This is a genomic window from Microbacterium sp. CFBP 13617, from assembly GCF_014839445.1.
GTDB lineage: Bacteria > Actinomycetota > Actinomycetes > Actinomycetales > Microbacteriaceae > Microbacterium.
On record NZ_JACYNW010000005.1, the window covers coordinates 188,089 to 213,899 of the forward strand.

General features: G+C 71.3%; 26 protein-coding genes. 15 read left to right on the forward strand and 11 right to left on the reverse strand.

What is annotated here, in order from left to right; all coding sequences use genetic code 11:
• Positions 1–266 precede the first annotated feature (266 nt).
• Complete coding sequence (locus IFU40_RS16195; RefSeq protein ID WP_055833497.1) at positions 267–674, forward strand: transferase; 408 nt, start codon at positions 267–269, stop codon at positions 672–674.
• A gap of 105 nt (positions 675–779) precedes the next feature.
• On the opposite strand, the gene IFU40_RS16200 is transcribed toward IFU40_RS16195, so the two are convergent.
• On the reverse strand, positions 780–1,169 hold the full coding sequence (locus tag IFU40_RS16200; protein ID WP_191926977.1) for a DUF1304 domain-containing protein: 390 nt from the start codon (positions 1,167–1,169) through the stop codon (positions 780–782).
• A 34-nt stretch (positions 1,170–1,203) separates the two neighbouring features.
• On the opposite strand from IFU40_RS16200, the gene IFU40_RS16205 reads away from it, so the two are divergent.
• The 9 genes from IFU40_RS16205 (at position 1,204) to IFU40_RS16245 (ending at position 11,865) form a co-directional block, all read left to right on the forward strand.
• Positions 1,204–1,926: a LysR family substrate-binding domain-containing protein gene (locus IFU40_RS16205; RefSeq protein WP_191926978.1), complete on the forward strand. Its 723-nt coding sequence runs from the start codon at positions 1,204–1,206 to the stop codon at positions 1,924–1,926.
• A 120-nt stretch (positions 1,927–2,046) separates the two neighbouring features.
• Entirely contained in the window at positions 2,047–4,026 is a 1,980-nt protein-coding gene (locus IFU40_RS16210; RefSeq protein ID WP_191926979.1) for a CocE/NonD family hydrolase, read from the forward strand.
• Positions 3,984–5,978, forward strand: coding sequence for a CocE/NonD family hydrolase (locus IFU40_RS16215; protein ID WP_191926980.1), 1,995 nt, complete (start codon positions 3,984–3,986; stop codon positions 5,976–5,978). The genes IFU40_RS16210 and IFU40_RS16215 overlap by 43 nt, the downstream gene beginning before the upstream one ends.
• 157 nt (positions 5,979–6,135) lie before the next feature.
• Entirely contained in the window at positions 6,136–7,275 is a 1,140-nt protein-coding gene (locus IFU40_RS16220; protein WP_191926981.1) for an ABC transporter substrate-binding protein, read from the forward strand.
• Entirely contained in the window at positions 7,272–8,189 is a 918-nt protein-coding gene (locus IFU40_RS16225) for an ABC transporter permease (RefSeq protein WP_070408631.1), read from the forward strand. The genes IFU40_RS16220 and IFU40_RS16225 overlap by 4 nt, the downstream gene beginning before the upstream one ends.
• A complete protein-coding gene (locus IFU40_RS16230) occupies positions 8,186–8,989 on the forward strand; it encodes an ABC transporter permease subunit (protein ID WP_191926982.1) in 804 nt (267 codons plus the stop codon). Before IFU40_RS16225 ends, IFU40_RS16230 begins: the two co-directional genes overlap by 4 nt.
• Complete coding sequence (locus tag IFU40_RS16235; protein WP_191926983.1) at positions 8,986–10,101, forward strand: ABC transporter ATP-binding protein; 1,116 nt, start codon at positions 8,986–8,988, stop codon at positions 10,099–10,101. Before IFU40_RS16230 ends, IFU40_RS16235 begins: the two co-directional genes overlap by 4 nt.
• Before the next feature lie 91 nt (positions 10,102–10,192).
• Complete coding sequence (locus tag IFU40_RS16240) at positions 10,193–10,921, forward strand: glutamine amidotransferase-related protein (RefSeq protein WP_070408634.1); 729 nt, start codon at positions 10,193–10,195, stop codon at positions 10,919–10,921.
• Between the two features lie 128 nt (positions 10,922–11,049).
• Positions 11,050–11,865: a tryptophan-rich sensory protein gene (locus IFU40_RS16245; protein WP_191926984.1), complete on the forward strand. Its 816-nt coding sequence runs from the start codon at positions 11,050–11,052 to the stop codon at positions 11,863–11,865.
• Positions 11,866–12,008: 143 nt separating this feature from the next.
• Here the strand turns inward: IFU40_RS16245 and treZ are convergent, their stop codons facing one another.
• The 7 genes from treZ to IFU40_RS16280 form a co-directional block, all read right to left on the reverse strand.
• Positions 12,009–13,760: a malto-oligosyltrehalose trehalohydrolase gene (gene treZ, locus IFU40_RS16250; protein WP_191926985.1), complete on the reverse strand. Its 1,752-nt coding sequence runs from the start codon at positions 13,758–13,760 to the stop codon at positions 12,009–12,011.
• 85 nt (positions 13,761–13,845) lie between these two features.
• On the reverse strand, positions 13,846–16,251 hold the full coding sequence (gene treY, locus IFU40_RS16255) for a malto-oligosyltrehalose synthase (RefSeq protein ID WP_191916412.1): 2,406 nt from the start codon (positions 16,249–16,251) through the stop codon (positions 13,846–13,848).
• Positions 16,252–16,256: 5 nt separating this feature from the next.
• Positions 16,257–18,479: a glycogen debranching protein GlgX gene (gene glgX / locus IFU40_RS16260; RefSeq protein ID WP_342343547.1), complete on the reverse strand. Its 2,223-nt coding sequence runs from the start codon at positions 18,477–18,479 to the stop codon at positions 16,257–16,259.
• A gap of 79 nt (positions 18,480–18,558) precedes the next feature.
• Positions 18,559–19,047, reverse strand: a complete 489-nt coding sequence (locus IFU40_RS16265; RefSeq protein ID WP_191926986.1) for a glutaminase — start codon at positions 19,045–19,047, stop codon at positions 18,559–18,561.
• On the reverse strand, positions 19,044–19,895 hold the full coding sequence (locus tag IFU40_RS16270) for a transposase (RefSeq protein ID WP_191926987.1): 852 nt from the start codon (positions 19,893–19,895) through the stop codon (positions 19,044–19,046). The genes IFU40_RS16265 and IFU40_RS16270 overlap by 4 nt, the downstream gene beginning before the upstream one ends.
• 21 nt (positions 19,896–19,916) lie before the next feature.
• Positions 19,917–20,594, reverse strand: a complete 678-nt coding sequence (locus tag IFU40_RS16275) for a GTP pyrophosphokinase (protein ID WP_055833460.1) — start codon at positions 20,592–20,594, stop codon at positions 19,917–19,919.
• A 43-nt stretch (positions 20,595–20,637) separates the two neighbouring features.
• On the reverse strand, positions 20,638–20,778 hold the full coding sequence (locus IFU40_RS16280; RefSeq protein ID WP_156458694.1) for a hypothetical protein: 141 nt from the start codon (positions 20,776–20,778) through the stop codon (positions 20,638–20,640).
• A gap of 116 nt (positions 20,779–20,894) precedes the next feature.
• Between IFU40_RS16280 and IFU40_RS16285 the strand changes: the two genes are divergently transcribed.
• Positions 20,895–21,233, forward strand: a complete 339-nt coding sequence (locus IFU40_RS16285; RefSeq protein ID WP_191926988.1) for a DUF7882 family protein — start codon at positions 20,895–20,897, stop codon at positions 21,231–21,233.
• A 40-nt stretch (positions 21,234–21,273) separates the two neighbouring features.
• On the opposite strand, the gene IFU40_RS16290 is transcribed toward IFU40_RS16285, so the two are convergent.
• Complete coding sequence (locus tag IFU40_RS16290; protein ID WP_055833454.1) at positions 21,274–21,591, reverse strand: DUF7882 family protein; 318 nt, start codon at positions 21,589–21,591, stop codon at positions 21,274–21,276.
• Positions 21,592–21,703: 112 nt separating this feature from the next.
• Here IFU40_RS16290 and IFU40_RS16295 point away from each other — a divergent pair, with 112 nt between their 5' ends.
• Positions 21,704–22,015: a DUF7882 family protein gene (locus tag IFU40_RS16295; RefSeq protein WP_055833451.1), complete on the forward strand. Its 312-nt coding sequence runs from the start codon at positions 21,704–21,706 to the stop codon at positions 22,013–22,015.
• A gap of 63 nt (positions 22,016–22,078) precedes the next feature.
• On the opposite strand, the gene IFU40_RS16300 is transcribed toward IFU40_RS16295, so the two are convergent.
• Complete coding sequence (locus IFU40_RS16300) at positions 22,079–22,606, reverse strand: MarR family winged helix-turn-helix transcriptional regulator (protein WP_055833449.1); 528 nt, start codon at positions 22,604–22,606, stop codon at positions 22,079–22,081.
• 135 nt (positions 22,607–22,741) lie between these two features.
• Between IFU40_RS16300 and IFU40_RS16305 the strand changes: the two genes are divergently transcribed.
• Positions 22,742–23,230: a MarR family winged helix-turn-helix transcriptional regulator gene (locus IFU40_RS16305; protein WP_055935875.1), complete on the forward strand. Its 489-nt coding sequence runs from the start codon at positions 22,742–22,744 to the stop codon at positions 23,228–23,230.
• Positions 23,231–23,270: 40 nt separating this feature from the next.
• Here the strand turns inward: IFU40_RS16305 and IFU40_RS16310 are convergent, their stop codons facing one another.
• Positions 23,271–23,510: a DUF3072 domain-containing protein gene (locus IFU40_RS16310; protein ID WP_055833442.1), complete on the reverse strand. Its 240-nt coding sequence runs from the start codon at positions 23,508–23,510 to the stop codon at positions 23,271–23,273.
• A gap of 79 nt (positions 23,511–23,589) precedes the next feature.
• Between IFU40_RS16310 and IFU40_RS16315 the strand changes: the two genes are divergently transcribed.
• On the forward strand, positions 23,590–24,555 hold the full coding sequence (locus tag IFU40_RS16315; RefSeq protein WP_191926989.1) for an alpha/beta fold hydrolase: 966 nt from the start codon (positions 23,590–23,592) through the stop codon (positions 24,553–24,555).
• Positions 24,556–24,654: 99 nt separating this feature from the next.
• The gene (locus tag IFU40_RS16320; RefSeq protein WP_191926990.1) at positions 24,655–25,758 is read left to right on the forward strand and encodes an FUSC family protein; all 1,104 of its coding nucleotides are present in this window, start codon (positions 24,655–24,657) and stop codon (positions 25,756–25,758) included.
• The last annotated feature ends 53 nt before the right edge of the window (positions 25,759–25,811 follow it).

Consider the following 25,811-nt stretch of genomic DNA (forward strand, 5'->3'; position numbering starts at 1 on the left):
CGTGACGCAGCGGAGCGGACCGACCCGCGCACGCCGACGCCACGTCACCCCACCCGCACGCCCCGCGTGTCAACCCGCCCTCGCCTTTCGCTTCCCCGTGGGAGAACGGGGGAAGACACCGACGCCGGGAACCGTGCCGCACTTTCTCTCGACGTCGAGCAAACCGATCATGGCACGGGCGACGAAGAAGCATTCGAGGGAATGAAGCCGATTCTGCACCCGTTGTCATACATGTCGGCTGACCCGATAGCCGTCCGGAGGGGATCGTGGGTAAGAACTACATCGACATCGAAAACGACCATGGCGAGACGCTGCGTTACCGCAAGCACGTCAACGGTCGCGGACTCGTCGCGCACGGCGCGAAGGTCCACCCGTCGGCGCTGGTCGAGAACGGTGCCTACGTCGAACCCGGCGTGCAGATCGCCGCGGGCGTTCGCGTCGGTCGCGGGGTCTGGATCGAGTCCGACGCCGTCATCGGACCCGAGGCGCACATCGAGCCGCACGCGCACATCTGCGCGGGCGCGGTGATCGGCGCGGGTGCTCACATCGGCGTGCGAACGCAGGTGGGCCACAACGCCCGCATCGCCACCGGCTCGCTGATCGGCGACGACGAGATCATCAACGACGGCGAAGCCGTCGCCACCGACCGTCGGGGGCTGCGCCTGGCCGCCTGACTCCGCCGTTTCATCGGCATCCACGACCCGCACGACTCTTCGGAGCGTGCGGGTTTTCGTGTGTCCGACAGGCGCGGCCGCCGTCGGCTCCGTGCGGGCGAGAGCTCAGGCGAGGAACGTCAGCACGAGCCCGATGAGAGGCAGGGTGCCCTGCATCACCGCGGGGCGCAGGTTTTTGCGGCCCGTGCTCACGAGCACCAGGGCCGCGGCCAGCATCGAGGCGAGCGAGAAGGCCAGCAGGGTGCGTCCGACCGGGTCGCCGATTCCGCTGACGACCCAGACGATGATCCCGATGATCGCGCCGATCGCCAGGAACAGGTTGTAGAAGCCCTGGTTGTAGGCCATCGACTTCGTGATCTCGGCGGTCTGCTGGTCGGGAATGCCGAAGACCTTCCGCGTACGGGGGTTCGTCCAGCGCACGCTCTCGAGCACGAAGATGTACACGTGCAGCAGGGCCGCGAGTCCCGCGACGACGAGCGCCAGGATGCCGATCATGCTCTCACGTTACTCCCGCGGCTAGCCTGGAGTCATGGTGAACGGCAAGGGCTCTCGGGGACGCGGCGGCGCGCCCCGGCGCGGCGGACCCGCCCGTCCCGTCGCCGCGGGCCGCGCACGACCCGCGAAGAAGAGCGTCGCCCGCCCGACCCCGCCCCCTCGGGAGGAGCCGCGCACCTTCGTCCTGGGCGCCGTCCCCGGCGCGACGCCCGGCAAGTGGATCGATCTGTGGCGTGAACGCATGCCCCACGTCTCGCTGGAGCTTCGAGAGATCACGGTCGAGCATCAGCGCGCGGCCATCGACGACCTCGATGCCGCCCTGGTGCGCCTGCCTCTGGCGGCATTCGAGGACCTGCACGTTATCGAGCTCTACGAGGAGCAGCCGGTCGTGGTGATGTCCACGGATTCCGAGCTCACCGCCGCCGACGAGCTCGCACTGGCCGACCTCGCGGGGCAGGTGGTGATCGCCGCGGCCGATGACGTCTTGCACGTCATCGTCCCGGATGCCGTGCCCCCCGCGTTCGCGCCCCCGGGCGACACCGCCCAGGCGATCGCCACCGTCGCCACCGGCGTGGGTGTGGTGATCGTGCCGATGTCCCTCGCTCGCGCGCACCGTCGTCGCGACGTGGAGTACCGGGTCCTGCGGGACGGACCCGTGTCCACGGTCGCGCTGGCCTGGCTGCGGGAGAACACGACGCCCGATGTCGAGGCGTTCGTGGGCGTCGTGCGGGGCCGCACGGCGCGTTCCTCCCGCTGAGCCGAGGCCGCTCGCGGTCTCGCATCCGCTCGAGACGCATCGAGCCCTCGCGCCCGACATCTCCCGTGATCGTCCCGCGTCCGCCGCGCGGTAACCTGCGGGGGAAAAAGGGAGTGGGAAATGCGGGGTCGAACGGCCGGACTCATCGTCACCTCGAGCGTCGTGATGGCGCTGCTCTGGGCGGGCGGTGCGTCCGCGGCGACCCCCGACCTCGACATCGCGCCGACACCCGCGGCATCCATCGCCCCGGCGGCGCCGACGACGACGACCTCCGCCTCGGACGTGGCCTCCGGCGTCACGCACGCGCAGAACCCCTCCGTCCCCGAGGGGGCCGTGTGGACCGAGCACTACATCCCCGCGCCGTCACCCTCGCTCGACGGCGGTGCGGTCGAGCTGCACGCCGACGTGCTGCGACCCGCGCACCTTCCCTCCGCCGCACGGACACCGGTCGTGCTGTCGATGGGTCCGTACTTCTCCCACTCCGGGCAGACCGCCGACGAGCACGTGCCCTTCGCGGGTCCGAGCCTTCGTCACCGCGCCTTCATCGACGCCGCCGACCTGTTCGCTGCGGGGTACACGGTGGTGCTCGCCGACCTGCGCGGCTTCGGCGGCAGCACCGGGTGCCTCGACCACCTGGGTTCCGACGAGCGGGCCGACGTGAAAGCCGTGGTCGAGTGGGCGGCATCCGCTGCCTGGTCGAGCGGCCGCGTCGGAATGTACGGCAAGTCCTATGACGCCTCGACGGGTCTGGTCGCGATGGGGGAACGTCCCCGGGGGCTGAGCGCGGTGGTGGCCCAGGAACCCTCGTGGGATGCGTATTCGTACCTGTGGTCGAACGAGGTGCCCACGATCAACAACCGCGGCACCCTGCGCGCGGACATCCGCACGGCGGCCCTCCCCGGCGTGGACCGCACCGGCACCGTCGACGAGGTCGTCATTCCGCCCGACACGGAGCGCTACCGTGCGAATGCGGTCTACGAGGTGGACCACCCCGAGTGCGCGGAACGCCTGTACGCCGAGACGCTCGAGCCCGATCCGCAGGCACCCGTCTGGCGCGAGCGCGACCTGGTCGGGCCGGCACGGGGGTCGGACGTCCCGCTGTTCCTCACGCAGGGGACGATCGAGCCGAACACGCGCCCCTACCGGATGACGGAGTTCCTCGATGCGATCGAAGGTCCGGTCCAGGCGTGGATCGGGCCGTGGGCCCACGTGACCGGCGACGACGTCGACGCTCAGGGGCGACTCGCGATGGGCCGCCCCGGCTGGGCCGCGGAGGTGCGGGCCTTCTTCGACGCCCACCTGCGCGATGCCGCGGCGCCCCCCGCCTCGTTCGCGATCCAGGACAACCTCGGCCGCTGGCGTGTGCAGGATTCGTGGCCGGGAACCGCCCGTGCCGTCACCGCGGCCGTGCAACCGGGCCGCTACCTCGACGACTCCGTGGGCGCCGGGCCCGACACGGGCGGTGCCGCGGTCGAGGCGCCGCCGCTCGAACCCGAGCTGGGCACGGCGCTGACGCTGTCGACGCCCGTCACCCGCGAGACGCGACTGACGGGTGCGGTACCGGTCGAATTGCAGACGCGCGGCACCGGCACCGTCTACGTGCGGTTGTGGGACGTCGACGCCGACGGCGTCCCGACCCTCATCGATGACGGCGTCACCCTCGCCTCGCCCACGGGGACGACGGCGCTGACCCTTCCACCCCTGGACTGGACGCTCACCCCCGGTCACGCGCTGCTGCTGAGCGTGGACACGACGAACTCCTACGCCTGGTCGCCGACCCCCTCGAACCAGGAGGTCTTCATCGACGGCGGCGCGCTGAACCTGCGCGTGCAGGGCACGAACGACGACGTGCCCAGCGCGGGCGAGAGAGCCCCGTACCTCGACGTCTACCTCGACCAGGCCCGCTTCGCCCTGTCCGTCGCGTCGGTCCCCGCCACCTTCAGCCTGGAAGAGTCCGCGCCCGCGCCCGCCGAGCTCGCGCATTCCGGCCACTCTCCCGCGTCGGCCGCGGCCCTGGCCGGCGCCCTCGCGATCGGGGCCGGCGCGGCGGTCGCCCTGTGGCGACGACGTTCGCCCGCGCGGCCGGAACCAACGGCGTGACCCGTCGTCGAGCGGTTCTCGCCGCCGCGGCATTCGCGCTGGCGACGAGCCTCGTCGGCCCGAGCGGGGCATCGGCGGCCGCGGCGGCCGCTCCGTCGCCCGAGAAGAGCCCGGACGTGGCCTCCGGCATCACGCACGCGCAGAACCCCTCCGTCCCCGAGGGGGCCGTGTGGACCGAGCAGTACCTGCCCTCGCCCGCCGCCTCCACCGACGGCGACCCCGTCGAGCTGCACGCCGACGTGCTGCGGCCGGCGCACCTGCCTCCGGATGCGCGCACCCCCGTCATCCTCTCGATCGGTCCCTACTTCTCGCACAGCGGCGCCGCCAGCGACGAGCACCGGCCCTTCACCGGTCCGACGCAGCGCCATCGAGCGCTCATCGATCAGGGCGACCTCTTGGCCGCCGGGTACACGGTGGTCTTCGTCGACCTGCGCGGTTTCGGCGGCAGCACCGGGTGCCTCGACTTCGCCGGTCCGGGTGAGCAGGCCGACGTGACGGCGGCCGTCGAGTGGGCGGCGAGCGCCGCCTGGTCGACGGGCAGGGTCGGGATGTACGGGAAGTCCTACGACGCGATGACGGGCCTGATGGGTGTGGCTGCGCGTCCCGCCGGCCTCGCCGCCGTCGTCAGTCAGGAACCGGTGTGGGATCCGTACTCGTACCTGTGGGAGAACGGCATCCCGACCGAGAACAACCGGGCCACGCCCGAGGCGTACCTGCAGATGGCCGCCCTTCCCGGCATCGCGACCCCGGGACACGTCGACGACCTCGTCATCCCGCCCGACACCGACCGCTACCGCGACAACGCCGCCTACGAGAAACGTCACCCCGAGTGCGCGACGTCACTGCTCTCCGACACCCTCGTCGCCGAGCGCACGTCACCCGAGTGGGCCGCGCGCGATCTCGCGAGCCGGGCGGAGGGGTCGACGGTGCCGCTGCTGTTCACCCAGGGCTGGACCGAGCGCAACACCCGCGCCGACGGACTGGTCGACGTCATCGACGGCCTGGAAGGGCCGGTGTCGGCCTGGGCGGGGCCGTGGGACCACGTCGCCGGAAACGACGTCGACTCCGCCGGTCGCCTGCAGATGGGGCGCGCCGACTGGTTCGGCGAGGTGCGCGCGTTCTTCGACGCCCACCTTCGCGACGAGCAGGGTCCCGCGCCGTCGTTCGCCCTGCTGGACAACCTCGGACGCTGGCGGACCCAGGCGGAGTGGCCCGGGGCGACGCGCGAGGTCACGTCCGCCCTCTCCCCCGCGCAGTACGTCGACACGGGCGAGGGCGCCGGCGCCCTGCCCGACGGCGACGACGGCGACGGGTCGTTCTTCGGAACGGCGCCGCGAACCGCCGAGACCCTCGGCGCCTCGCAGACGCTGTCGGTCCCCGTCGCCGAGGAGACGCGCCTGACCGGCAGCGCCGCGGTGGTGCTCCACACCCGCGGCGAGGGCGCGGCGCACGTGCGGCTGTGGGACGTCGGCGCCGACGGCATCCCGACCCTCATCGATGAGACCCTCACCCCGGTGGATGCCGGCGGCACGACATTCGTGACCCTTCGCGCCATCGACTGGACGCTGTCCCCGGGGCACGCCGCGCTGCTGACGGTGGGGACGACGGACTCCCTCCTCTGGCGGCCCTCCCCGCGCGACAGCACCGTCACGATCGACGGCGGCACCCTGACCCTGCACGCGCAGGGCACGTCGGCCGATGTGCCGACCGCCGGGGAACGGGCGCCCTTCCTCGACGCCTACCTCGCGGACGCCCGGTGGCCGGTGGCGATCGGCGCGGTCGCACCGAGCTTCTCGCTGGCGGACCCTGTCCCCTCCCCCACGGCGGCCACGGGCGGGGAACTCGCCCGCTCCGGTGGGGAGCTCTCGTCGGCGGCCGCGCTCGGGGCGATCGCCGCCCTCGCACTGGGCGCCGCGCTGGTGCGCCGTCGCGCGACGCGTTCCTCCCGCTGAGCACCGCCCCACGCCCTCGCCTCGTCCCCCATCCGTTTCGACGGCGGATGAGCCGAGTTCACCCGTCCCGCTCCGAATGGTCACGGGGCGCCCATAGCTTTCCTCCGTCTCGTATCGGCGTCCCCGTCGATCCCCCGAGAGACACGAGAGGAAATCCATGTCATTCCCGCGCCTTTCCCCCGGCCGGTCCATCGCCGGTATCGCCCTCGTCACGGTCGCGGCTCTGTCGCTCGCCGGGTGCGCCGGCGGCAGCTCCGCCTCCTCCGCCGAGGGTGGCGTCGACGCCGCCACGGCCACGAGCCTCGCCGATTTCGGAACCCTCACCGACCTCGAGGCGGCCGCGAAGGCCGAGGGCCAGCTCAACGTCATCGCGCTGCCGCGCACGTGGGCCAACTACGGCGAGATCCTCGACCTGTTCGCCGAGCGGTACCCCGAGATCACGATCAACGAGCAGTCGCCCGACGTGTCCAGCGCCGAGGAGATCCAGGCGGCAACGGCCAACCAGGGCCTCGACACCGCCCCCGACGTCTTCGACCTCGGTCTCGCCGTCGCCCTGCAGAACACCGACTCCTTCGCCGCCTACAAGGTCGCGACCTTCGATGAGATCCCCGACGCGCTGAAAGAGAGCTCGGGCCTGTTCGTCGGCGACTACGGCGGGTACATGTCGGTCGGCTACGACTCCGCCCGCTTCCCCGCGCCCAGCCAGCTGAGCGACCTGCTCAAGCCGGCCTACAAGGGCGCCGTGGCCATCAACGGCGACCCGACGCAGGCGGGCTCGGCCTTCGCGGCCGTGGGCCTGGCGACGGTTCAGCAGAAGGGAACGCTCGACGACTTCACGCCCGGCATCGACTTCTTCGGCCAGCTCAACGCCGCCGGGAACTTCCTCAAGGTCGACCCGACCGACGCCACCATCGCCAGCGGCGAGACCCCGGTCGTCTTCGACTGGGACTACCTCAACGCCGCCCAGGCCTCGGCCGTTCCCACCTGGAAGACCGTCGTGCTCCCCGGCACCGGTTACGCCGGCTACTACAACCAGGCCATCAACAAAGATGCGCCGAACCCGGCCGCAGCACGTCTGTGGCAGGAGTTCCTGTACAGCGACGACGTGCAGAACCTGTGGCTCAAGGGCGGCGCGCGTCCGGCCCGCATGGAGGCCATGACCTCGGCCGGCACGATCGACGCGACGCTCGCCGCAGCCCTGCCCGCCGCCCCCGACGACACCGTCGTGCCCACCGAGGCGCAGTCCACGGCCGCCGGTGAGACGCTCGGGCAGAAGTGGGCGACGGCGCTGCAGTGACGGTCCTTCACCAGGTCGTCGCCCCCGCGGCGCCGGAGCCCTCCGCTCCGGCGCCGCGGGGTGCGGCGCGCCGCAGCTGGGCCTGGCTGGGGCTGCTCCCCTTCGTCGCCTATGTCGCGCTGTTCCTGGCCCTGCCCACGGTGCTCGCCGTGGCGTCGGGGTTCGTCGACGGCGACGGGGCGTTCACCCTCGCCAACCTCGCCGCTCTGGGCGACCCGCTGGTGGTGACGACCTTCGTCAACTCCACGGCGCTGTCGCTCGTCACCGCGATCGTGGGGGCGATCGTGGGAGCGCTGGTGTGCCTGGCCCTGCTGGGGCTTCCCGAGACGGGGGCGATCCGCACGGCCGTCGACGCGGCATCCGGAGTCCTCGCCCAGTTCGGCGGCGTCATGCTCGCCTTCGTGCTCATCGCCGCGATCGGGGCGCAGGGAGTGGTGACGGTGTTCGTGCGGCAGCTGACCGGCATCGCGTTCTACGAGAACGGCGTGTGGCTGTACGACCTGCCGGGCGTCGCGCTGGCCTACCTCATCTTCCAGGTGCCGCTCATGATCATCACGTTCATGCCCGCCCTCGCCGCGCTGAAGCCGCAGTGGGTGGAGGCGCACCTGACCCTCGGCGGAACCCGCGCCGGCTTCTGGCGGCACGTGGGGATGCCGGTGCTCGCCCCCTCGTTCCTGGCGAGCCTGCTGCTGCTGTTCGCCAACGCCTTCTCGTCGTACGCGACCGCCGCCGCCCTCGCCAGCCAGGGGTCGCAGATCGTCCCGCTGCAGATCCGCACCGCGTTGACCAGCGAGACGGTCCTCGGGCGCGAGAACCTCGCGGGCGCCCTCGCGCTCGGCATGATCGTGGTCGTGGCCATCGCCATGGCGTTGTACTCGCTCGTCCAGCGTCGCGCGGCGAGGTGGCAGTCGTGACCCCCCTCGCTCCCCCGCGCGCGGTGCGCGTGATCATCGGCCTCGTCGTCGGCGTGGTGTTCGCCGTCCCCTTCGTGGCCACGGTGCTCTTCACCCTGACCCCGCTGCCGGGCGGCTCGGGCCTCTCTCTCGACCGGTGGGCCGGCCTGTTCGACCCCGCCAACGCCGCCAAGTACCGCCCCGTCTGGACGGGCCTCGGCAACTCCCTGCTCCTCGCGGGGGTGACCGTGCTGCTGGTGGTGGGGCTGTTCACCCCGACCATGGTGCTGGTGGCGCTCGCGTTCCCGCGCCTGCGACGCGTCTTCGAGTTCGTCGCCCTGCTGCCGATCTCGCTGCCCGCGATCGTGCTCGTGGTGGGGCTGACCCCCATCTATCTGCAGATCGGTCGCACGCTCGGGACCGGGGCCTGGACGCTCGCTTTCGCGTACGGCATCCTCGTGCTCCCCTTCGCCTACCGCTCGATCCAGGCCTCGATCGACGCCATCGACGTCACGACCCTCGCCGAGGCCGCGCGCACCCTCGGCGCCGGCTGGGGTTCCGTGCTGCTGCGCGTGATCGTGCCGAACCTGCGGCAGGGCCTGCTCGCCGCCGCGCTCATCTCGGTGGCGGTGGTGCTGGGCGAGTTCACGATCGCCTCGCTGCTGAACCGTCAAACCCTGCAGACGGCCCTCGTGGTCGTCAACAAGCAAGACGGCTGGGTCGCCGCCATCTTCACCCTGCTCGCACTGGCGTTCGCGTTCGTGCTGCTCCTCGTCATCGGCCGCGTCGGACGCATCGGCGCCGGAAGGAAGACCACATGACCGCCGCCGACACCCCCATCCGGGCGCTCCCCGACACCGCCGCGAGCACCCTCGCCACCGGCACCCGCGCGGGGGTCGAGCTGCGCGGCGTCGTCAAGGAGTACGGATCCACTCGCGTGCTGCACGGCGTCGACCTCGACGTCGCCCCCGGGGAGTTCGTCTCGCTGCTCGGGCCCTCGGGCTGCGGCAAGACCACGGCGTTGCGCGTGCTCGCGGGACTCGAGCACGCCGACGGCGGCGAGGTGCGCATCGGCGGGCGCGACGTGTCGCGCGTACCCACGAACAAGCGCGACATCGGCATGGTGTTCCAGTCGTACTCCCTGTTCCCGCACCTGCGGGTGCTCGACAACACGGCGTTCGGACTGCGCCGCCGCGGGGTCGGCGCGACCGAGGCCCGCCGGCGCGCGGGCGATGCCCTCGACCTCGTCGGGCTCGGCCACCTCGGCGATCGATACGCCCACCAACTCTCGGGCGGTCAGCAGCAGCGCGTGGCCCTCGCCCGCGCTCTGGTGACCGAGCCGCGCGTGCTGCTGCTCGACGAGCCCCTCTCGGCCCTCGACGCCAAGGTGCGGGTGCAGCTGCGCGACGAGATCCGGCGCATCCAGCTGCGGTTGGGCACCACGACCGTCTTCGTCACGCACGACCAGGAGGAGGCCCTGGCGGTGTCGGACCGGGTCGCCGTGATGGGCGCCGGTCGCATCCTGCAGGTGGGGAGCCCCGAAGACCTCTACTCGCGGCCCGCCGGCGCCGAGGTCGCGGCGTTCGTGGGAGCGTCGAGCGTGGTGCCCGGGATCGTCTCCGCGGGGACGGTGTCGGTCTGGGGTCAGCGGCTGCCGCTGCTCGCCCCCGCCCCCGACGGCCCGTGCGAGGTGTTCGTGCGCCCCGAGAACGTGCGCGTGGTGTCGCCCGGCGACTCCGGCGTCGACGCGGTCGTGGAATCCAGCACGTTCCTCGGGAGCATGCGGCGCTCGATGCTACGCGTGGACGACGGGACGGGCGTGCACGTGCAGCACCCCGCCGAGGTGCGTCTCACGCCCGGCGACCGCGTGCGGATCCGGGTCGACGCGGTGCCCGCACTGACCCGACCCGTCACGTCGCCGGCCGGCGGCTGACGCGCGCGCCGCACGACTCGGGCACCGCGACCGCGTGTCGCCGTATGTCCAGGGCCTGCCCGCCGCGCACTCACCCGCATACAATTTCGGGATGACCGCACGCCTGCTCTACGTCTGCGCCCGGCCGCAGCGCACGGCGGCTGTGGCCGAGTGGGCGTCGTTCCGCGACGGCCTGGGCGTCGGCGACGACGACCTCATCCACCACGACCTGGTGCGTCATCCCCTGCCCGACGACCTCGACCGCTTCGCTGCCGTGGTCGTGGGCGGCAGCCCCTTCAACGTCACCGACCCCGACAAGACCGACGCGCAGCGCCGCCTCGAACGCGACCTCGAGCGTCTGGCCGCGACGGCGATCGAGGGGCGCACGAACGCGCTGTTCACCTGCTTCGGCATCGGAGTGGTCACGCGCCTGCTCGGCGGGGAGGTCACGCTGATGCACCCCGAGGGCACCGGACCGACCGACATCACCCTGACCGCGGCCGGTCGCGACGACGAGCTCTTCGGCATCCTGAGTCCGCGGTTCGAGGCGTTGACCGCTCACAAAGAGGGAACCGCGAGCGTGCCGCCCACCGCCACTCTGCTCGCCGAGAACGACGCCTGCCCCGTGCAGGCCTACCGCGCGGGCGCGGGGCTGTGGGCGACGCAGTTCCACCCCGAGCCCACGGCCGACGCTTTCGTGGCGCGCATGGTCGTTTACCGCGATGCGGGCTATTTCGACGCCGACGCCTTCGACGAGGTCTCGGCGCACGTGCGCACCGCCTCGGTCGAGCAGCCCACCCGGCTTCTGCGTTCTTTCGCCGCCCGCGTCGTCTCGGCCTGACCCGGCCGCACCCGAGCTCCTCGGCATCCCGTTCCGCGCGGTCGAGCCGTGCCGCCCCGCGTCGATACCGGATGCCGTGATGTCAAGCCCGATGCATAAAACTCGCTAGCTTATCTAGTCTTCTAGACATGAACGCCTCCACACCATCACGCGGGGTCGACCTCGCACGCCAGATCGTCGTCCTCTCCGCGCTGTCGTTCATGCTCATCGCGGCGGTCATCGGAGCCGGGGCCTTCGGCAACTCCGCCGTCGAGGACCAGCAGGGCGGCGCACTCGACACCGACGGTTCGTATCTCGCCCCCGCCGGCCCCGCCTTCTCGATCTGGTCGCTCATCTACCTCGGACTGATCGTCTACGCGATCTGGCAGGCCCTCCCCCGCCAGCGCGCGAATCCGCGCCAGCGGGCGCTCGGCTGGCTCATCGCCCTCACCATGACGCTGAACGGGCTGTGGCTGGTCACCGCGCGCTTCGGCACGCTGTTCCTCACGGTCGTCGTGATCGTGCTGCTGCTCGCCGCCCTCGGGTGGACCTTCCGCGTGGCCGTCGCCACGCGCGAGCCCCGCGGCGGAGTGGTCGATTCCGTGCTGATCGACGGCGTCACGGGCCTTCACCTGGGCTGGGTCACTCTCGCCACCGCCGCGAACACGGCCGCCTGGCTCACCACCGTGGTCCCGCCGAGCTGGGAGCAGGGGGCGGATGCCATCGGCATCACCGTTCTGATCGTGGTGGCCCTCATCGGGCTCGCCATCGCGTGGCGCAGCTCCTGGCGCGTGGCCCCGGCCCTGGCCCTGGCCTGGGGTCTCGGCTGGCTCGCGGTCGAGCGCTTCTCGGGCTCCCCGCAGAGCACGCCGATCGGCATCACGGCGATCATCGTGGCCGTCGTCGTGCTGCTGGTGCCGGTGGCCGTGAGCGGCATGCGACTGCTGCGTCCGAGCATCGACTGACACCGCGGCCGCGGGCGGGCGGTGCGCCTTGTCGGGGATCGCTTCGGCCTCCCGCCCGGGCACACGGGCCGCAGCTCGCTCGAGGTCTGAGCCGCGCACGACGACGGCCCCATCCCGCGCGGGGATGGGGCCGTCGTCGCGTCTTACCGCGCGGGGGCGACGATCGCGCTGGCTCCCGCGGGCACCGTCAGCGTGTCGCGGTCGAGCACCACGCCCTCGGTCGTCGCGAGCAGCACGCGGGCCTCGCGGGCCACGGATGCCGTGATCTCGACCTCGGACAGGTTCACGATCACCGAGAGGTCGTGGCGCCGCAGCTCGTAGACGCGACCGCCCGACGCCTCGCGGGTCGACGCCGACAGTCCCTCGCGGGAGGGGTCGGTGAGCTCGGGGCGCTCGCGGCGCAGTTTCGCCAGCTCGCGGTACAGGCCCAGCAGCTGCGCGTGATCGCCCTCGCCGACCTCGTCCCAGTCGAGCTTCGAGTTCTCGAAGGTCGACGGGTCCTGCGGGTCGGGGACGGTGGATTCGTCCCAGCCCATCTTCTCGAACTCGGCGATGCGCCCCTCGGCGGTGGCCTTTCCGAGCTCGGGCTCGGGGTGCGAAGTGAAGAACTGCCACGGCGTGGTCGCGCCCCACTCCTCGCCCATGAACAGCATCGGCGTGCCGGGCGCCGTCAGCGTCAGCACGGCGGCCGCCGCGAGGCGGTCGTAGGGCAGCGACTGCGACAGCCGGTCACCGGCGGCCCGGTTGCCGATCTGGTCGTGGTCCTGGGCGAAGGTGACCAGGCGCCAGTTGGGCACGGCATCCGGAATGGGGTGTCCGTGCTTCTCCTCGCGGAAAGTGGAGTAGCTGCCGTCGTGGAAGAAGCCGCCCTCCGAGACCTTCTCGAACGCGTCGAGCGCCGCGAAGTCCTCGTAGTACCCGATGGTCTCGCCGGTCAGCGCGACGTGCGCGGTGTGGTGCCAGTCGTCCGACCACTGCGCGGTGAGGCCGTAGCCCCCGGCCTCGCGCGGCAGGATCAGCTTCGGGTCGTTCATGTCGCTCTCGGCGATGGTCGTGAGCGGCAGACCGCGGTGCGCCGACAGGGCGTCGGTGCGCTCGGCGATCTCCTGCAGCACGTGCACCGGGCGGTGATCGAGCAGCGCGTGCACGGCATCCAGGCGCAGGCCGTCGACGTGGTAGTCGCTCATCCACATCAGGGCGTTCTCGACGATGTAGGAGCGGACCGCGTCTTCGTCGAGGTTGACCGAGTCTCCCCACGTGTTACGGCTGCCCTCGCGCAGGTACTCGCCGAACTCGGGCAGGTAGTTGCCCGAGGGGCCGAGGTGGTTGTAGACGACGTCCTGGATGACGGCGAGCCCCGCCGCGTGGGCCGCGTCGACGAAGCGCTGGTACGCCTCGGGTCCGCCGTAGGCCTCGTGCACGGTGTACCAGAGCACCCCGTCGTATCCCCAGTTCCAGGTGCCGTTGAAGCCGTTGACCGGCAGCAGCTCGACGTGGGTCACCCCCAGGTCGACGAGGTGCTCGAGGCGGCCGATCGCGGCATCCAGGGTCCCCTCGGGGGTGAAGGTTCCCAGGTGCAGCTCGTAGATCAGACCGCCCGCGAGCTGCTTGCCCGTCCAGGCGGTGTCGTTCCACGTGTAGACCGACGGGTCGAACCATGCCGAGGCCTCGTGCACGCCGCCGGGCTGGCGGCGCGAGCGCGGGTCGGGACGCAGGTCGTCGCCGTCGCCCAGCACGAACCCGTAGCGTTCGCCGTCGGCGAGGCGCGTCGAAGCCGTCCACCAGCCGCCGTCACCGGCCGCCATCTCGATGTCTTCGACGACGGTGTCGCCGCTGTCGTCGAGCCGGCGCAGCCGCACCCGCGTGCTCTTCGGTGCCCAGACGGCAATGCTCATGAGGTCGTTCCTTACGCGTGAGGTGCCAAGAAGTGTCGCTTCGGGGGCGCGTAAGGCGACGATTCTCGGCGCCTCACGCGCAAGGTCAGCAGACCAGGAGGGCGACGGGGTACGTCGCGAGCAGGGCCGACAGAGGGGTGGGGCCGCCGGGGAACTCGCGGCCGGTCAGCACGTCGGTGACCGGCGTTTCGGGCAGCAGCAACACGGTGTCGCCCCAGCCTCCGCGCTCGGCCAGGCCCCACGGCAGACGGGTCGCCACGGCGAACACTCCGCCGCGGTCCAGGGCGACGACGTGATCGGATGCCACTCCCGCAGCCTCGAGCGCCCGGTACACGTCGAGGGGCTTCTCGCGCCGCACGCGCAGGGCGCGCGAGGTCACGAGCAGCTTGGCCGCGCCCGTCTCATCGACCGCGGGGCTTGCGGCACCCTCGGCGTCGATCGAGGCGAGCAGTCGGCGACGCTCGGCGAAGTCCACCGCGCGGCGGTTGTCGGGGTCGACGAGCGACTGCTCCCACAACTCCGAGCCCTGGTACACGTCGGGCACACCCGCGCCGAGGAGCTGCAGCAGCTTGGCCGAGAGGCCGTTCGACCAGCCCGCGGCCGAGATCTCGTCGACGAACGCGCGCACGCGGTCGGCAGCGCGACCGGTGGCCGCGTCGACCACGGCGTGCATGCGCTCCTCGAAGGCCTCGTCCTGCTCCCACCAGCCGGTGACCTCCGACGCCTCGCGCGCGGCCTTCTCGGCGTACGCGTGCAAACGCTCGCGGTACTCCGACAGCCCGTGACGCGTGGACGCCGTGGCGGGCCACGCTCCGACGATGGCCTGCCACAGCAGGGCATCGAAGGGCCCGTGCCCGGTCGAGGCGATGCCGCGGAACTCCTCGAGCACCTCGGCCCAGCGCTCGGGGATCTCGGCGAGCACCGCGATGCGGGCACGCGTGTCCTCGCCGCGCTTGGTGTCGTGGGTCGAGAGCGTCGTCATCGCGGTCGGCCACGAGGCGTGCCGCGCGGCCTGCGCCGCGTGGAAGCCGTCGACGTCGAGCGAGAACTGCCCGGGGTCGCCGCCCACCTCGGTGAGCGAGCCGAGACGCGTGAAGCGGTAGAACGCCGTGTCTTCGACGCCCTTCGCCATCACGGGCCCGGTGGTCTGCTGGAAACGCCAGGCGATCTCGAGCGCGGTGTCGGCGAGCGCGGGCACGAGCTTCTCGATCACGTCCCCCAGCTCGGGGCGACGCACCTCGGCCTCGCCCGCGGCGGCGTCGAGGTGCGCGCGACCGGCGGGGAGGTACGAGCGGTAGGTCGGGAAGCACGCGAGGATCTCGGCCAGGGCGTCCTGCAGCACCTCGACCTCGAACTCCTCGCGGAGCGACGCGGGAAGGCCGCGCACGATCCGGCGGATCTCCGACACCTGGATGGAGTCGGCGATCTTGCGCTTGGTGTCGTGGATGAGGTCGTGCCAGCCGGTCAGCGGTGCGAGATCGCTGGCGGCGCGCAGTCGCGCGTCGAGCGCGTCGAGCGCCGCCTCTCCGGCGGGGTCGGTGAGCACGCGGTCGATCTCGGCGAGGGCGTCGTATCCGGTGGTCCCGGCCGTCTTCCACCACGAGGGCAGGGCTTCGCCGTGCTCGAGGATCTTCTCCACGAGCACGTACCCGGCATCCGGGCCGCCGGCCTCGGTGAGAGCGGTCGCGAGCTGGTCGAGGTAACCGCCCGGGTCGACGAGACCGTCGGGGTGGTCCACGCGCAGGCCGTCGGCGAGGCCCTCGCGCACCCAGCGGAGGATCTCGGCGTGGGTCGCCTGGAACACCTCGGGCCGTTCGACGCGCACGCCCGCGAGGGTCGTGACGGCGAAGAAACGGCGGTAGTTGAGTTCGGCCGCCTCGTCCTGCCAGAACCGCAGCTCGAAGTTCTGCGCGTCGAGCAGCGCCTCGATGGCATCGCGCGAGCCCGAGGCCGCGGCATCCGTCCCCGTTCCCGGTGCGACCGGGAAGGCGTGGTCGTAGTACCGGATGAGCCCGTCGGGTGCGTCGTCGGCCGGTGTGGGGTCGTACGAGATCTCGTCGATGACCGCGTCGAGGTGGTCGCCGAGCACCGGCACGCGCACCTTGCCGCCACCGAACTCCCAGTCGATGTCGAAGGCGGTCGCGTGCGCCGAGGCGCGCCCCTGACGCAGCACGTCCCACCACCAGGCGTTCGAGCGCGGCTCCGAGACGCCCATGTGGTTGGGCACGATGTCGATCAGGATGCCGAGCCCCTCAGCGCGCGCCGCGGCGGCGAAGCGGTCGAGACCCTCCGCGCCTCCGCGGGCGGGATCGACGCGCGTGACGTCGACGACGTCGTAGCCGTGGTCGGAGCCGGGGGTGGCCTCGAGGATCGGCGAGAGGTACGCCCACGAGACCCCGAGGTCACGGAGGTATCCCGTGACCTCGGCGGCGTCGTCGAGGGTGAACGATTCGCGGATCTGCAGGCGGTAGGTCGAAAGCGGATGCCGCATCTCGCTCACAGCTCCGGCTTGGGTGCTTGACCTGGCAGGTCGTCGTTGCCGATGACCTGGATCTGCGCCGTGAGCGAGGCCGCGACCGAGTGGTCGATCTCGGGCTCGGGAAGGTGGTGCTCGCGCAGCACCATGAGCGACTTGGGCTCCAGCGGCAGCGTCTCGCCGGGGCTCAGCGGCTCGGTGTTGGCCCGCTCGCCCGCCGTGTCGACGTAGGCGTCCCACTTGGGGGCGTACTCGAAGTCGGGAAGCTGGAAGTCGACTTTGTCGTCACCCGCGTTGAAGAGCACGAGGAAGTGGTCGTCGCTGATCGACTCGCCGCGACGGTCGCGCTCGCGGATCCCCTGGCCGTTGAGGAACACGCCGACCGCGAGCCCGAAGCCGTTGTCCCAGTCCTCGGGCTGCATGAGTGAGCCGTCAGGACGCAGCCACACCACGTCGGGGATGGGAGCGCCTTCCTCCATCTTCACGGGGCGGCCGTCGAAGAACCGGCTGCGTCGGAAGGTGGGGTGCTGCTTACGCAGACGCGCGAGGGCGGCGGTGAACTCGATGAGCGGGGTGTCGATGTTCGACCAGTCCACCCACGTGATCTCGTTGTCCTGGGCGTACCCGTTGTTGTTGCCGCCCTGCGTGCGACCGAGCTCGTCGCCGTGCAGCAGCATGGGCACACCCTGGCTCAGCAGAAGCGTCGCGATGAAGTTGCGCTGCTGCTGCGCGCGACGCTTCAACACATCGGGGTCGTCGGTCGACCCCTCGACACCCATGTTGCTCGAGCGGTTGTGCGATTCGCCGTCGTTGTTGTCTTCGCCGTTGGCGTCGTTGTGCTTCTCGTTGTACGACACGAGGTCGCGGAGCGTGAAGCCGTCGTGCGCGGTGACGAAGTTGATGGACGCCACCGGGAACCGACCGGAGTGCTCGTACAGGTCGGCCGAACCGGTGAGGCGCGAGGCGAACTCCGCGAGGGCCTGCGGCTCGCCGCGCCAGAAGTCGCGGACGGTGTCGCGGTACTTGCCGTTCCACTCGGTCCACTGGGGCGGGAAGTTCCCGACCTGGTACCCGCCGGGGCCCACGTCCCACGGCTCGGCGATCAGCTTGACCTGCGAGACCACCGGATCCTGCTGCACGAGCTCGAAGAAGGTGGCGAGCTTGTCGACCTCGTAGAACTCGCGAGCGAGGGTCGAGGCGAGGTCGAAGCGGAAGCCGTCGACGTGCATCTCGAGTACCCAGTAGCGCAGCGAGTCCATGATCAGCTGCAGCGTGTGGGGGTTGCCCACGTTCATGCTGTTGCCGGTGCCGGTGTAGTCGGTGTAGTAGCGCTTGTCGTCGTCTTCGAGGCGGTAGTAGGCCTCGTTGTCGATGCCGCGCATCGAGAGGGTGGGGCCCATGTGGTTGCCCTCGGCGGTGTGGTTGTAGACCACGTCGAGGATGACCTCGATGCCCGCCGCGTGCAGTGCCTTGACCATGGCCTTGAACTCCTGCACCTGCTGACCGTGGTCACCGGTCGAGGAGTAGGTGTTCTGCGGAGCGAGGAACGCGATGGTGTTGTAGCCCCAGTAGTTCGACAGACCCTTCTCTTCCAGAGTGGAGTCGTTGACGAACTGGTGCACCGGCATGAGCTCGATGGCGGTGATGCCGAGCTTCTTCAGGTGGTCGATGACGGCCGGGTGGGCGATGCCGGCGTAGGTGCCGCGCAGTTCCTCGGGCACGTCGGGGTGCAGCTGGGTGAGACCGCGCACGTGGGCCTCGTAGATGAAGCTCTCGGCGTACGGGATCTTGGGCTGGCGATCGCCCGACCAGTCGAAGAACGGGTTGACGACCACGCCCTTCATCATGTGCGGGGCGGAGTCCTCGTCGTTGAACGAGTCGGGGTCGCCGAACTCGTAGCTGAAGACCGGCTGGCCCCAGTCGATCTGCCCCTCGACGGCTTTGGCGTACGGGTCGAGCAGGAGCTTGCTCGCGTTGTAGCGCTTGCCGCTGGCCGGGTCGTACTCCCCGTGCACGCGGTAGCCGTACCGCTGTCCGGGCTGGATGTTGGGGAGGTAGCCGTGCCACACGAACGCGTCGACGTCCACGAGCTCGAAGCGCGTCTCCGTTCCGTCTTCTTCGAAGAAGCAGAGCTCGACGCGCTCCGCTCCTTCACTGAACAGGGCGAAGTTCGTCCCGTTACCGTCGTAAGTGGCCCCGAGGGGATAACTGGATCCTGGCCATACCTGCTGCACGTCGCTCACGATAGACCAGCGTCGCTCGCGGAACAGACCGGGGACGCGAGAGTTGACACCCGGCGAACCCCCGACTATGCGCGGGACGTCACGCGCGCTCAGGTGGATGACGCAGCAGCTCGATGCGCTCCTCGAGGTATCGGGCGAGCGGCTGGTATCCCCCGGCCGCGCTCCAGCGCACGAGCGCCTCTCCCCCGCGGACGGCGAGGGGGCTCGATGCCGCGTCGAGGGCGGCGAGGTCGATGGGGTGCCACCCGATGTGCACCGTCTCACCCTCGGGCACTCCGCCGCGCGCCGCCGCCGCCGACAGCTCGGCGCGGCGGCGTTGCGATTCGGCGGCGAAACCGCGGCGCACCTCTTCGTGCGCGCGCACGATGTCGCCCGTGGCGAGCACGCCGTCGTCGATCACGAGCAGCACCCCGAGGTGCCACGCCGTCCCGCGCTGCGCGATGCGCGCCGCACGCGGGATGCCGAGCAACCGCCGCCCCTCCTGCAGTTCGCCGATGCGCTCGCGCGGGGCGTCGGTCAGGCGCCGACGCGCGGCGTCGAGGATCGCCGTCACCGTGGACTCGGTCATGCGCCCTCTCCGTCATCGCTCGCAGCTTCCGCCCGTTCGAGCGCTCGGGCCGCCGACCGAGCGGTCTCGACGGCCGAGGCGCGCTCGCCCTCACGCGCATCGACCGCGGCGGCCGCGGCCGCGGCGTCGCCCTCCGCCCGCTCGAGGTCGGCGCGCAGCGCGTCGACCCGCTCGTTCGCCCGATCGGCCTTCTCTCGCGCCGAGTCCAGCCGCTTGTCGGCGCCGGCCAGGTCGCGATCGGCCTCGGCGCGCGCACGCTCGGCTTCGCGCACGGCCCGCTCGGCGGCTTTGCGCGCGCGTCGGGCCGCGAGATCGTCGTGGGGAGCGGCGGCGGGCACCACGCCGGGGACCGACCCGGCGACCGCGGCCCCCAGGGCATCGGCCTCGAGATCGGCCAGGTCGACGGGCGCCACGAGCCGTCCCGTCAGTACGGCCGCCGCGACCGTGGAATCGACGACGGCGGCGTTGATGGTCTTCTGCACCGCGTCGATCATCGCGCCGCTCAGCGGCGTGCCCTCCGCGGCGGCGAGCTCTCCCGCGCGCCGGGCGAGGGCGGTGACGAGCTGACGCCGCTGACGTCCGAGGCGGGCGAGCTCCGCGGCATCCAGGTCGTCCTGCGCCTCGTGCAGAGCGCGGGAGAGCTCCACGGCCTCGCCCAGCTGCCCGTCGCGCACGAGCAGGTTGACCGCCCACGCGGCGACCGTGGGCTTGCGCAGGTGCGCGATGCGGCGACCGACCGGTCCCGCCACGTCGGCGGCTCGCGCATTACGGGCCGCGGTGAATCGCGCGGGCGGCAGGACGAGCAGTTCGGCTGCGACCTCGTCGAGGAGGCCGGCGTCGTCGCTCATCGTTCCATTCTGACGGGCTCGTCAGAGCGAGACCACCCCCGGCTGCGCTCCGCGGATCTCGCGGTGCAGCCGTTCCATGCGCGCGTCAAGCTCGGCCGCGGTGTCGGCGGCGTTCTTCAGCTCGGCGAGCAGATCGTCGGGCACGAGCCGGTCGTACTTGTAGTAGATCTTGTGCTCGAGGCTGGCCCAGAAGTCCATCGCGATGGTGCGGAACTGCACCTCGACGGGAACGTCGACCCGGCCGGTCGAGAGGTACACGGGCACCTCGACGATCACGTGCAGACTCTTGTAGCCGTTGGCCTTGGGCTCGGCGATGTAGTCCTTCACCTCGCGCACGGTGATGTCGTCCTGCCGGGTGAGCAGGTCGGACAAGCGGTAGGCGTCATCGACGAAGCTGCAGGTGATGCGGATGCCGGCGATGTCGGTGATCGCTGCGCGGATCGAGTCGAAGTCGGTCTCGACGCCCTTGCGCCGCACCTTGTCGACCAGGCTGTCGGGTGACTTCACCCGGCTCGACACGTGCTCGATCGGGTTGTAGGCGTGCATCTCTTGGAACTCTTCGCGCAAGATCGAGATCTTTGTCTCGACCTCGGCCAGCCCGAAGCGGTACTCCATGAGGAACCGTTGGAAATCGTCCCTCAGGGCTCGCAACGCCGCACCCGAGACGGTGATCTGCTGTTCGTCCAGCGAGTCCGTCATGACCTCGACGTTATCCAGCGCGCCTACGAGGGCCCTGGGAGCATCAGCGGCGTGGCGGCTCCGAGGCGCGGGGGACGAGCTCGCCGTCGATGACGTCGATGCCGATGAGTCCGTCGAAGACGTGGGGGAGATCGTCGGATTCGTCGCCGGGTTCCGGGTGCCAAGGCGTGGGGGGATGAGTCATGGCGCCCTCCTTCCGTGAAGGTCCCACGATCTCAGGGGCACCCCGTCCCGTCCGGCGGTCTTGACACCGGGCAATCCTCGGCGTATCCGGCGAGACCCTCGCGTATCGTGGGCCGCATGGGGACCATTCATTACGGCGGAAGCGGCACGATCGTCCACATCGAGGATCGCGCGCTCGCGCATCTCAAGGTCGTGATCTCGACGAAGCTCCGTCGTGGCGAGAGCTTCACGCTCTCGTGGCGTCACCGCGACGACGAGGAGCGCGGCCGCAGCACGCTGTGGCTGCACCCGGCCATTCCCTTGCGCTTCGTCTTCGACGAGGCGGAACCCACGATGCTGAGTCGCGAGTGGATCGAGCGGCTGGCCGAATCGGCGAACTCCTCGGGCGGCATCTTGCTCGTCGCCGAAGACATCGCGCCGTCCGCCGAGGCCGACGCCTCGTCATCGGCGCACTGAACGCGCCCGACCCGCGGCACTCTCGGCGCCGCGCCGACGATCAGCCCTCTTCGACGCCCGCGTCTTCGCTGGGCTCGGGCGTGATGGCCAGGCCGTTGGGTCCGGATGCCGCGAGCATGAGGTCTTCGACCCACACGCGGTTGATGCGGGGCTGACGGCTCCCGTAGAAGTGGAACTGGATGGGCACCGACGGGTGCATCCAGAAGCTGCGGCGGCCACTGCCGTCACCGACCTCGACGTCGAACATGAACGATTCCGAGCGGCGCAGCTTGTTCATCACGACGATGCGCAGGTGTGCGAGCGTGCGGTCATCGATGTCGACGGCGTTCGCGACGGTGTCGTAGATGAATCTGCCCATGCGTCCGAGCCTAGCCGAGGAACGCAGAGCGGCATCCGCCATCCGGTGCCACGGCGCGGGGCGGTGAGGCAACCCCGACGGGCTCCACGCTCCACACGACTAGCGTGAGCGTGTGGGAACGCTTTACTACGGAGACGCCGCGACACCGATCGACATCGAGGATCGCGCGCTCGCGCACCTCAAGGTGGTCATCGCCACCAAGCTCCGCCGTGGCGAGAGCTTCACGCTGTCGTGGACGCACGGTCCGGGGCAGGACGTGGGTCGCAGCACGGTGTGGCTGCACCCGTCGATCCCCCTGCGCTTCGTCTTCGACGAGCCGGAGCCGGCGTTGCTGAGCCGCGCGTGGGTCGAAGACCTGGCGAACTCCGCGAACTCCTCGGGCGGCCTCCTGCTGGTGCCCGAGCCGGAGCACCCGGGGTCCTGACCCGGACCGGCGGACTGCCGCCCGGATGCCCCGAGCGTCACCCCGCTGACGTCGGTCGGCGACTCACCGCTCGGAGTCGACCGGTTCCGGGTGCGGATCGACCTGGTCGACGGCATCCTGCAGGCGGCCGAGGCACGCGATGACCGCGGCGCTCTCTTCCGGCGTCATGTCGACGACGGCGCTCATCATGCGGGAGTGCATCGTCCCGAGCGTCGCGCGCACCTCGTCGTCGCTGGCCGCGGTGGCGACGATGAAGATGCTGCGCCGGTCGGTGGGGTGGGGCGTGCGGGTGACGTGGCCGGACTTCTCGAGACGGTCGACGATGGCGGTCGTCGACGCCGTCGAGACACCGAGGTACCGCGTCAGCTCACTCGGTGAGACCTGACGCTGCTGTCCGGCGGCCCGCAGCAGGTAGCGCAGCACGAGGAGCTCGTTCTCGCCCATCGACATCGACTCGCGGGTGCGTCGGCGCATCGCCACCTCGGCGGCGCGGTACACGCGGAACGCCTGCAGCACCTCGATGGCGCGTCGGCGACGATCCTCGTCCGCGGCGCCGTACCAATAGCGCGTTTCGCCCGAGTCGTTCTCCACCTGGGCATCCTATGACAGGGAAACGCCCAGCCCCCTGCCCCTGCGCGAGGCGGACAGCTACCATGGTTAGTAGCGAGGCTGTCTACTTGATCGGCCTCGGAGACACTAGGCCGCCGAGAGATCGCGGGAGGCGAGATGGAAGACACCACGTCGGCAGACGACGTCGTCAAGGCCCTCACCGACCTCACCGAGTCCGGGGTCGCCTCCGAGCGGGCCGCACTCCAGTCGCTCGGCATCGGCCCCAACGACGCCAAGGTGCTGCGGTTCCTGCTGCAGCGCGACGCCGACGACGCCCCCGTCACCCCGCGCCTGCTGGCCGAGATGCTGGGCATCTCGTCGGCGGCGACCACCGCCCTCATCGATCGACTGGCCGAGGCCGGATGGGTGGAGCGCGGACCGTACCCGGGCGACCGTCGTTCGATCGTCGTGCGCGAGACCATCGACGCCGACTCCCCCGCCCGCCGCGTGCTGGCGGTGCGCCACTCCTCGGCCTCCGCGGCCGCCGGGCGTCTGGGTGCCGCCGAGCGGCGCATCGTGGCCGACTTCCTCGACGACATCGCCCGCGGTGAGACCCACGACATCGACGAGCTGCGGCTCCACGACAGAGCGTCCCGCACGACCTGACCAGCAGGTCGGACGGGACGCCCGGGTCGCGAGGCGACCGTCAGTTGGTGGAGCGGCCGGTCTCGGCCTGCAGACGCTCGATCTGCTCCGACGCCTCGGCCTTGTTCAGGTCGGCGGGGATCTCCTCGCCGGCTTCGCGTGCCAGCGTGTCGAGGTAGCTGCGCTGCGGGGCGGTCATCGGCTCGTCGCCGGTGACCCAGTCCGAGGGGTCCTTCTCGGCGGGGTTGTCGCTGTCGCGGACGGCACCCAGGGTCTCTTCTTCTCGGGAGGAATCGCTCATGGGTCGAGGCTAGGCCGACGCGGTCGACACGGCCCCCGGGATTGACAGAGCGCCCAGGCGAGTACGGCATCCTGGATCGATGCCCCGCGACCCGAGACCCGCCGACGTCCAGGTCGAGACCTATCGGCGCGGCGACGCGCGAACCAGGGTCACCCGCGTATCCAGCGGGGCCACGACGGGGCGCTCGTTCGTGCTCGTGGCCGGCATCGGGGTGGCGTCGACGTACTTCGAGTTCCTCGCACCGCTGCTCGCGAACGAGGGCGACGTCTTCGCCCTCGACCTGCCGGGCTTCGGCGGGGTCCCCGCGTCGGGGGAGCAGCCCACCGCCTCCTTCTTCGCCGACCAGGTCGAGGGGGTGCTCGACCATTACGACCTCGACGACCCCGTGCTCATCGGGCACTCGATGGGCACGCAGGTGGTCACCGAGGTGCTCGCGCGGCGGCCTGACCTCTCGCACGCGGTGCTCGTGAGTCCCGTCGTCGACGAGAGCGAGGCCCACGCCCTCACCCAAGCGGTGCGTTTCGTGCAGTCGACACTGCGCGAGTCCGTGCACATCGCGTTGCTGGCGGTGTCGGCCTACCTGTTGTGCGGGTTCCTCTACTTCTTCGAGACGTTGCCGCACATGCTGCGCTACCGCATCTCGGACCGCATCGGTGCGGCTCACGCGACCCTGCTGCTCGTGCGCGGCGAGTTCGACCGCCCCTCGCCGCGCCGGCTGCATTCGCGCCTGGTCGCCCGCTCCCGCTCCGCGCGCCGGTGGGAGATCGAGGGGGCCGCGCACTGCGTCGTGAACAGTCACGCCGTCGGCGTGGCCGACCTGGTCGTGCGGCACGTGCGCGACGAGCTGGCGGCGAAGGGCCGGATGCCGGCGGCCGACGCCGTGGTTCCCCCGGCCTCGCACGCCGACGTGCGCATGGTGCTCGGCGCCATGGCCAGCCGCGCCGCCGAGTGGGTCAGCGCGGCACGCAAAGACGAGACGGGCGTGGAGAAGGCCAAGGCGCGCCACACCCGGGTGCTGTGGGAGGCCTACCGCCCGCGCCGCTGAGGGGTACCTCGCCCGCCGCGCCACGGCAACCCCCGCGACCGCGCGTCGCGCCGCCCGCAGGATGGGTTCGGTGTCGACTCGCCCGCGCACTCATCGCTCATGAGATTGTCCCCGTCCCTCGATCCGCGACGGTGGTGGTCCGACGCGGTCACCCCCGACCGCCTTCTGCTGGCCGCCAAGACCGCTGCGGCGGCCGCCCTCGCCTGGTATCTCGCGCCCCTCGTGCCCTTCGCGCAGAGCGAGTACTCGTACTACGCCCCGCTGGGCGTGCTCGTGAGCATGTACCCCACCGTCGCCCGCTCCGCCTCGAGCGGGGTGCAGGCGGTCGTCGGTCTCGCGCTGGGCATCGGGCTGGGCCTCGCGAGCCTCGCCGTGGTGGGAACGGGCCTGCCGCGCATCGTGGCGGTCGCGGTCGTCATCCTGATCGGCGTGCTGCTGGCCGGCGTGCGCGCGCTCGGCGTCGGCCGCGACTGGGTGGCCATCGCGGGACTCTTCGTGCTGCTGCTGGGCGGCGCCGACCCCGACGGCTACTCGTCGTCGTACCTGATCACGATGGCCTTCGGCGTCGTGGTCGGCGTGGTGGTGAACCTCGTGGTGGTGCCCCCGCTGCGGGTGCAGCGGGCCGACGACCGGCTGGGCCACCTGCGCGATGCTCTCGGCGACGCCCTGCGCGCGATCGCCGATTCGCTCGCCGGTCACGCCTTCGACCCCGCGGCCGCCGACGCGGCCTCGGAGGGTCTCACCGGCACCCTCGCCGACGTGAAAGAAGAGGTCGAGCTCGCCGACGAGAGTCGCCGGTACAACCCCCGCGGCCGGCGCCTGCAGGCTCCGCGTGACCTGAACCGCCGCCGCCTCGACGCCCTCACCGGCATCGCCGACGCCACCCGCGAGCTGGCGGCCGCCCTCGGCCGCCTGACCGCCGGACCCGACGTCGACACGCGCCTGCCCCCGGACGCCCGGCGCGCGCTCGCCCAGGCGATCGAGAGCGTGTCGCACCTGGCCGTCACTCCGCCCGACCCGCAGAGCACGGGCCCGCAGCTGCACGAGGCCGAGACGGCGCTCACGGGGTACACCGATCGCCTGCGTGAGCTCGCGGCCGACGAGGAACCCCTCGACGCGTGGGAGGCGGCGGTGAGCCTGCGCCGCGTGATCGCCGCGTGCGGCCCCTTCTCCGACCCCGACGCCGACACCGCGACGTGCTGACGGGGCGTCGCTCGCCACGCGCGGAGCGCGCAGCGCCCAAGGCAGTGCGCGCT

Coding starts and splice junctions, on each gene's coding strand:
- IFU40_RS16200 (WP_191926977.1), bottom strand. CDS start 1,169: ATGATCGGCATCCTGGCGCTCGTCGTCGCGGGACTCGCGGCCCTGCTG.
- IFU40_RS16205 (WP_191926978.1), top strand. CDS start 1,204: ATGGTGAACGGCAAGGGCTCTCGGGGACGCGGCGGCGCGCCCCGGCGC.
- IFU40_RS16210 (WP_191926979.1), top strand. CDS start 2,047: ATGCGGGGTCGAACGGCCGGACTCATCGTCACCTCGAGCGTCGTGATG.
- IFU40_RS16220 (WP_191926981.1), top strand. CDS start 6,136: ATGTCATTCCCGCGCCTTTCCCCCGGCCGGTCCATCGCCGGTATCGCC.
- IFU40_RS16235 (WP_191926983.1), top strand. CDS start 8,986: ATGACCGCCGCCGACACCCCCATCCGGGCGCTCCCCGACACCGCCGCG.
- IFU40_RS16240 (WP_070408634.1), top strand. CDS start 10,193: ATGACCGCACGCCTGCTCTACGTCTGCGCCCGGCCGCAGCGCACGGCG.
- IFU40_RS16245 (WP_191926984.1), top strand. CDS start 11,050: ATGAACGCCTCCACACCATCACGCGGGGTCGACCTCGCACGCCAGATC.
- treZ (WP_191926985.1), bottom strand. CDS start 13,760: ATGAGCATTGCCGTCTGGGCACCGAAGAGCACGCGGGTGCGGCTGCGC.
- treY (WP_191916412.1), bottom strand. CDS start 16,251: ATGCGGCATCCGCTTTCGACCTACCGCCTGCAGATCCGCGAATCGTTC.
- IFU40_RS16265 (WP_191926986.1), bottom strand. CDS start 19,047: ATGACCGAGTCCACGGTGACGGCGATCCTCGACGCCGCGCGTCGGCGC.
- IFU40_RS16270 (WP_191926987.1), bottom strand. CDS start 19,895: ATGAGCGACGACGCCGGCCTCCTCGACGAGGTCGCAGCCGAACTGCTC.
- IFU40_RS16275 (WP_055833460.1), bottom strand. CDS start 20,594: ATGACGGACTCGCTGGACGAACAGCAGATCACCGTCTCGGGTGCGGCG.
- IFU40_RS16280 (WP_156458694.1), bottom strand. CDS start 20,778: ATGACTCATCCCCCCACGCCTTGGCACCCGGAACCCGGCGACGAATCC.
- IFU40_RS16285 (WP_191926988.1), top strand. CDS start 20,895: ATGGGGACCATTCATTACGGCGGAAGCGGCACGATCGTCCACATCGAG.
- IFU40_RS16290 (WP_055833454.1), bottom strand. CDS start 21,591: ATGGGCAGATTCATCTACGACACCGTCGCGAACGCCGTCGACATCGAT.
- IFU40_RS16305 (WP_055935875.1), top strand. CDS start 22,742: ATGGAAGACACCACGTCGGCAGACGACGTCGTCAAGGCCCTCACCGAC.
- IFU40_RS16310 (WP_055833442.1), bottom strand. CDS start 23,510: ATGAGCGATTCCTCCCGAGAAGAAGAGACCCTGGGTGCCGTCCGCGAC.
- IFU40_RS16315 (WP_191926989.1), top strand. CDS start 23,590: ATGCCCCGCGACCCGAGACCCGCCGACGTCCAGGTCGAGACCTATCGG.
- IFU40_RS16320 (WP_191926990.1), top strand. CDS start 24,655: ATGAGATTGTCCCCGTCCCTCGATCCGCGACGGTGGTGGTCCGACGCG.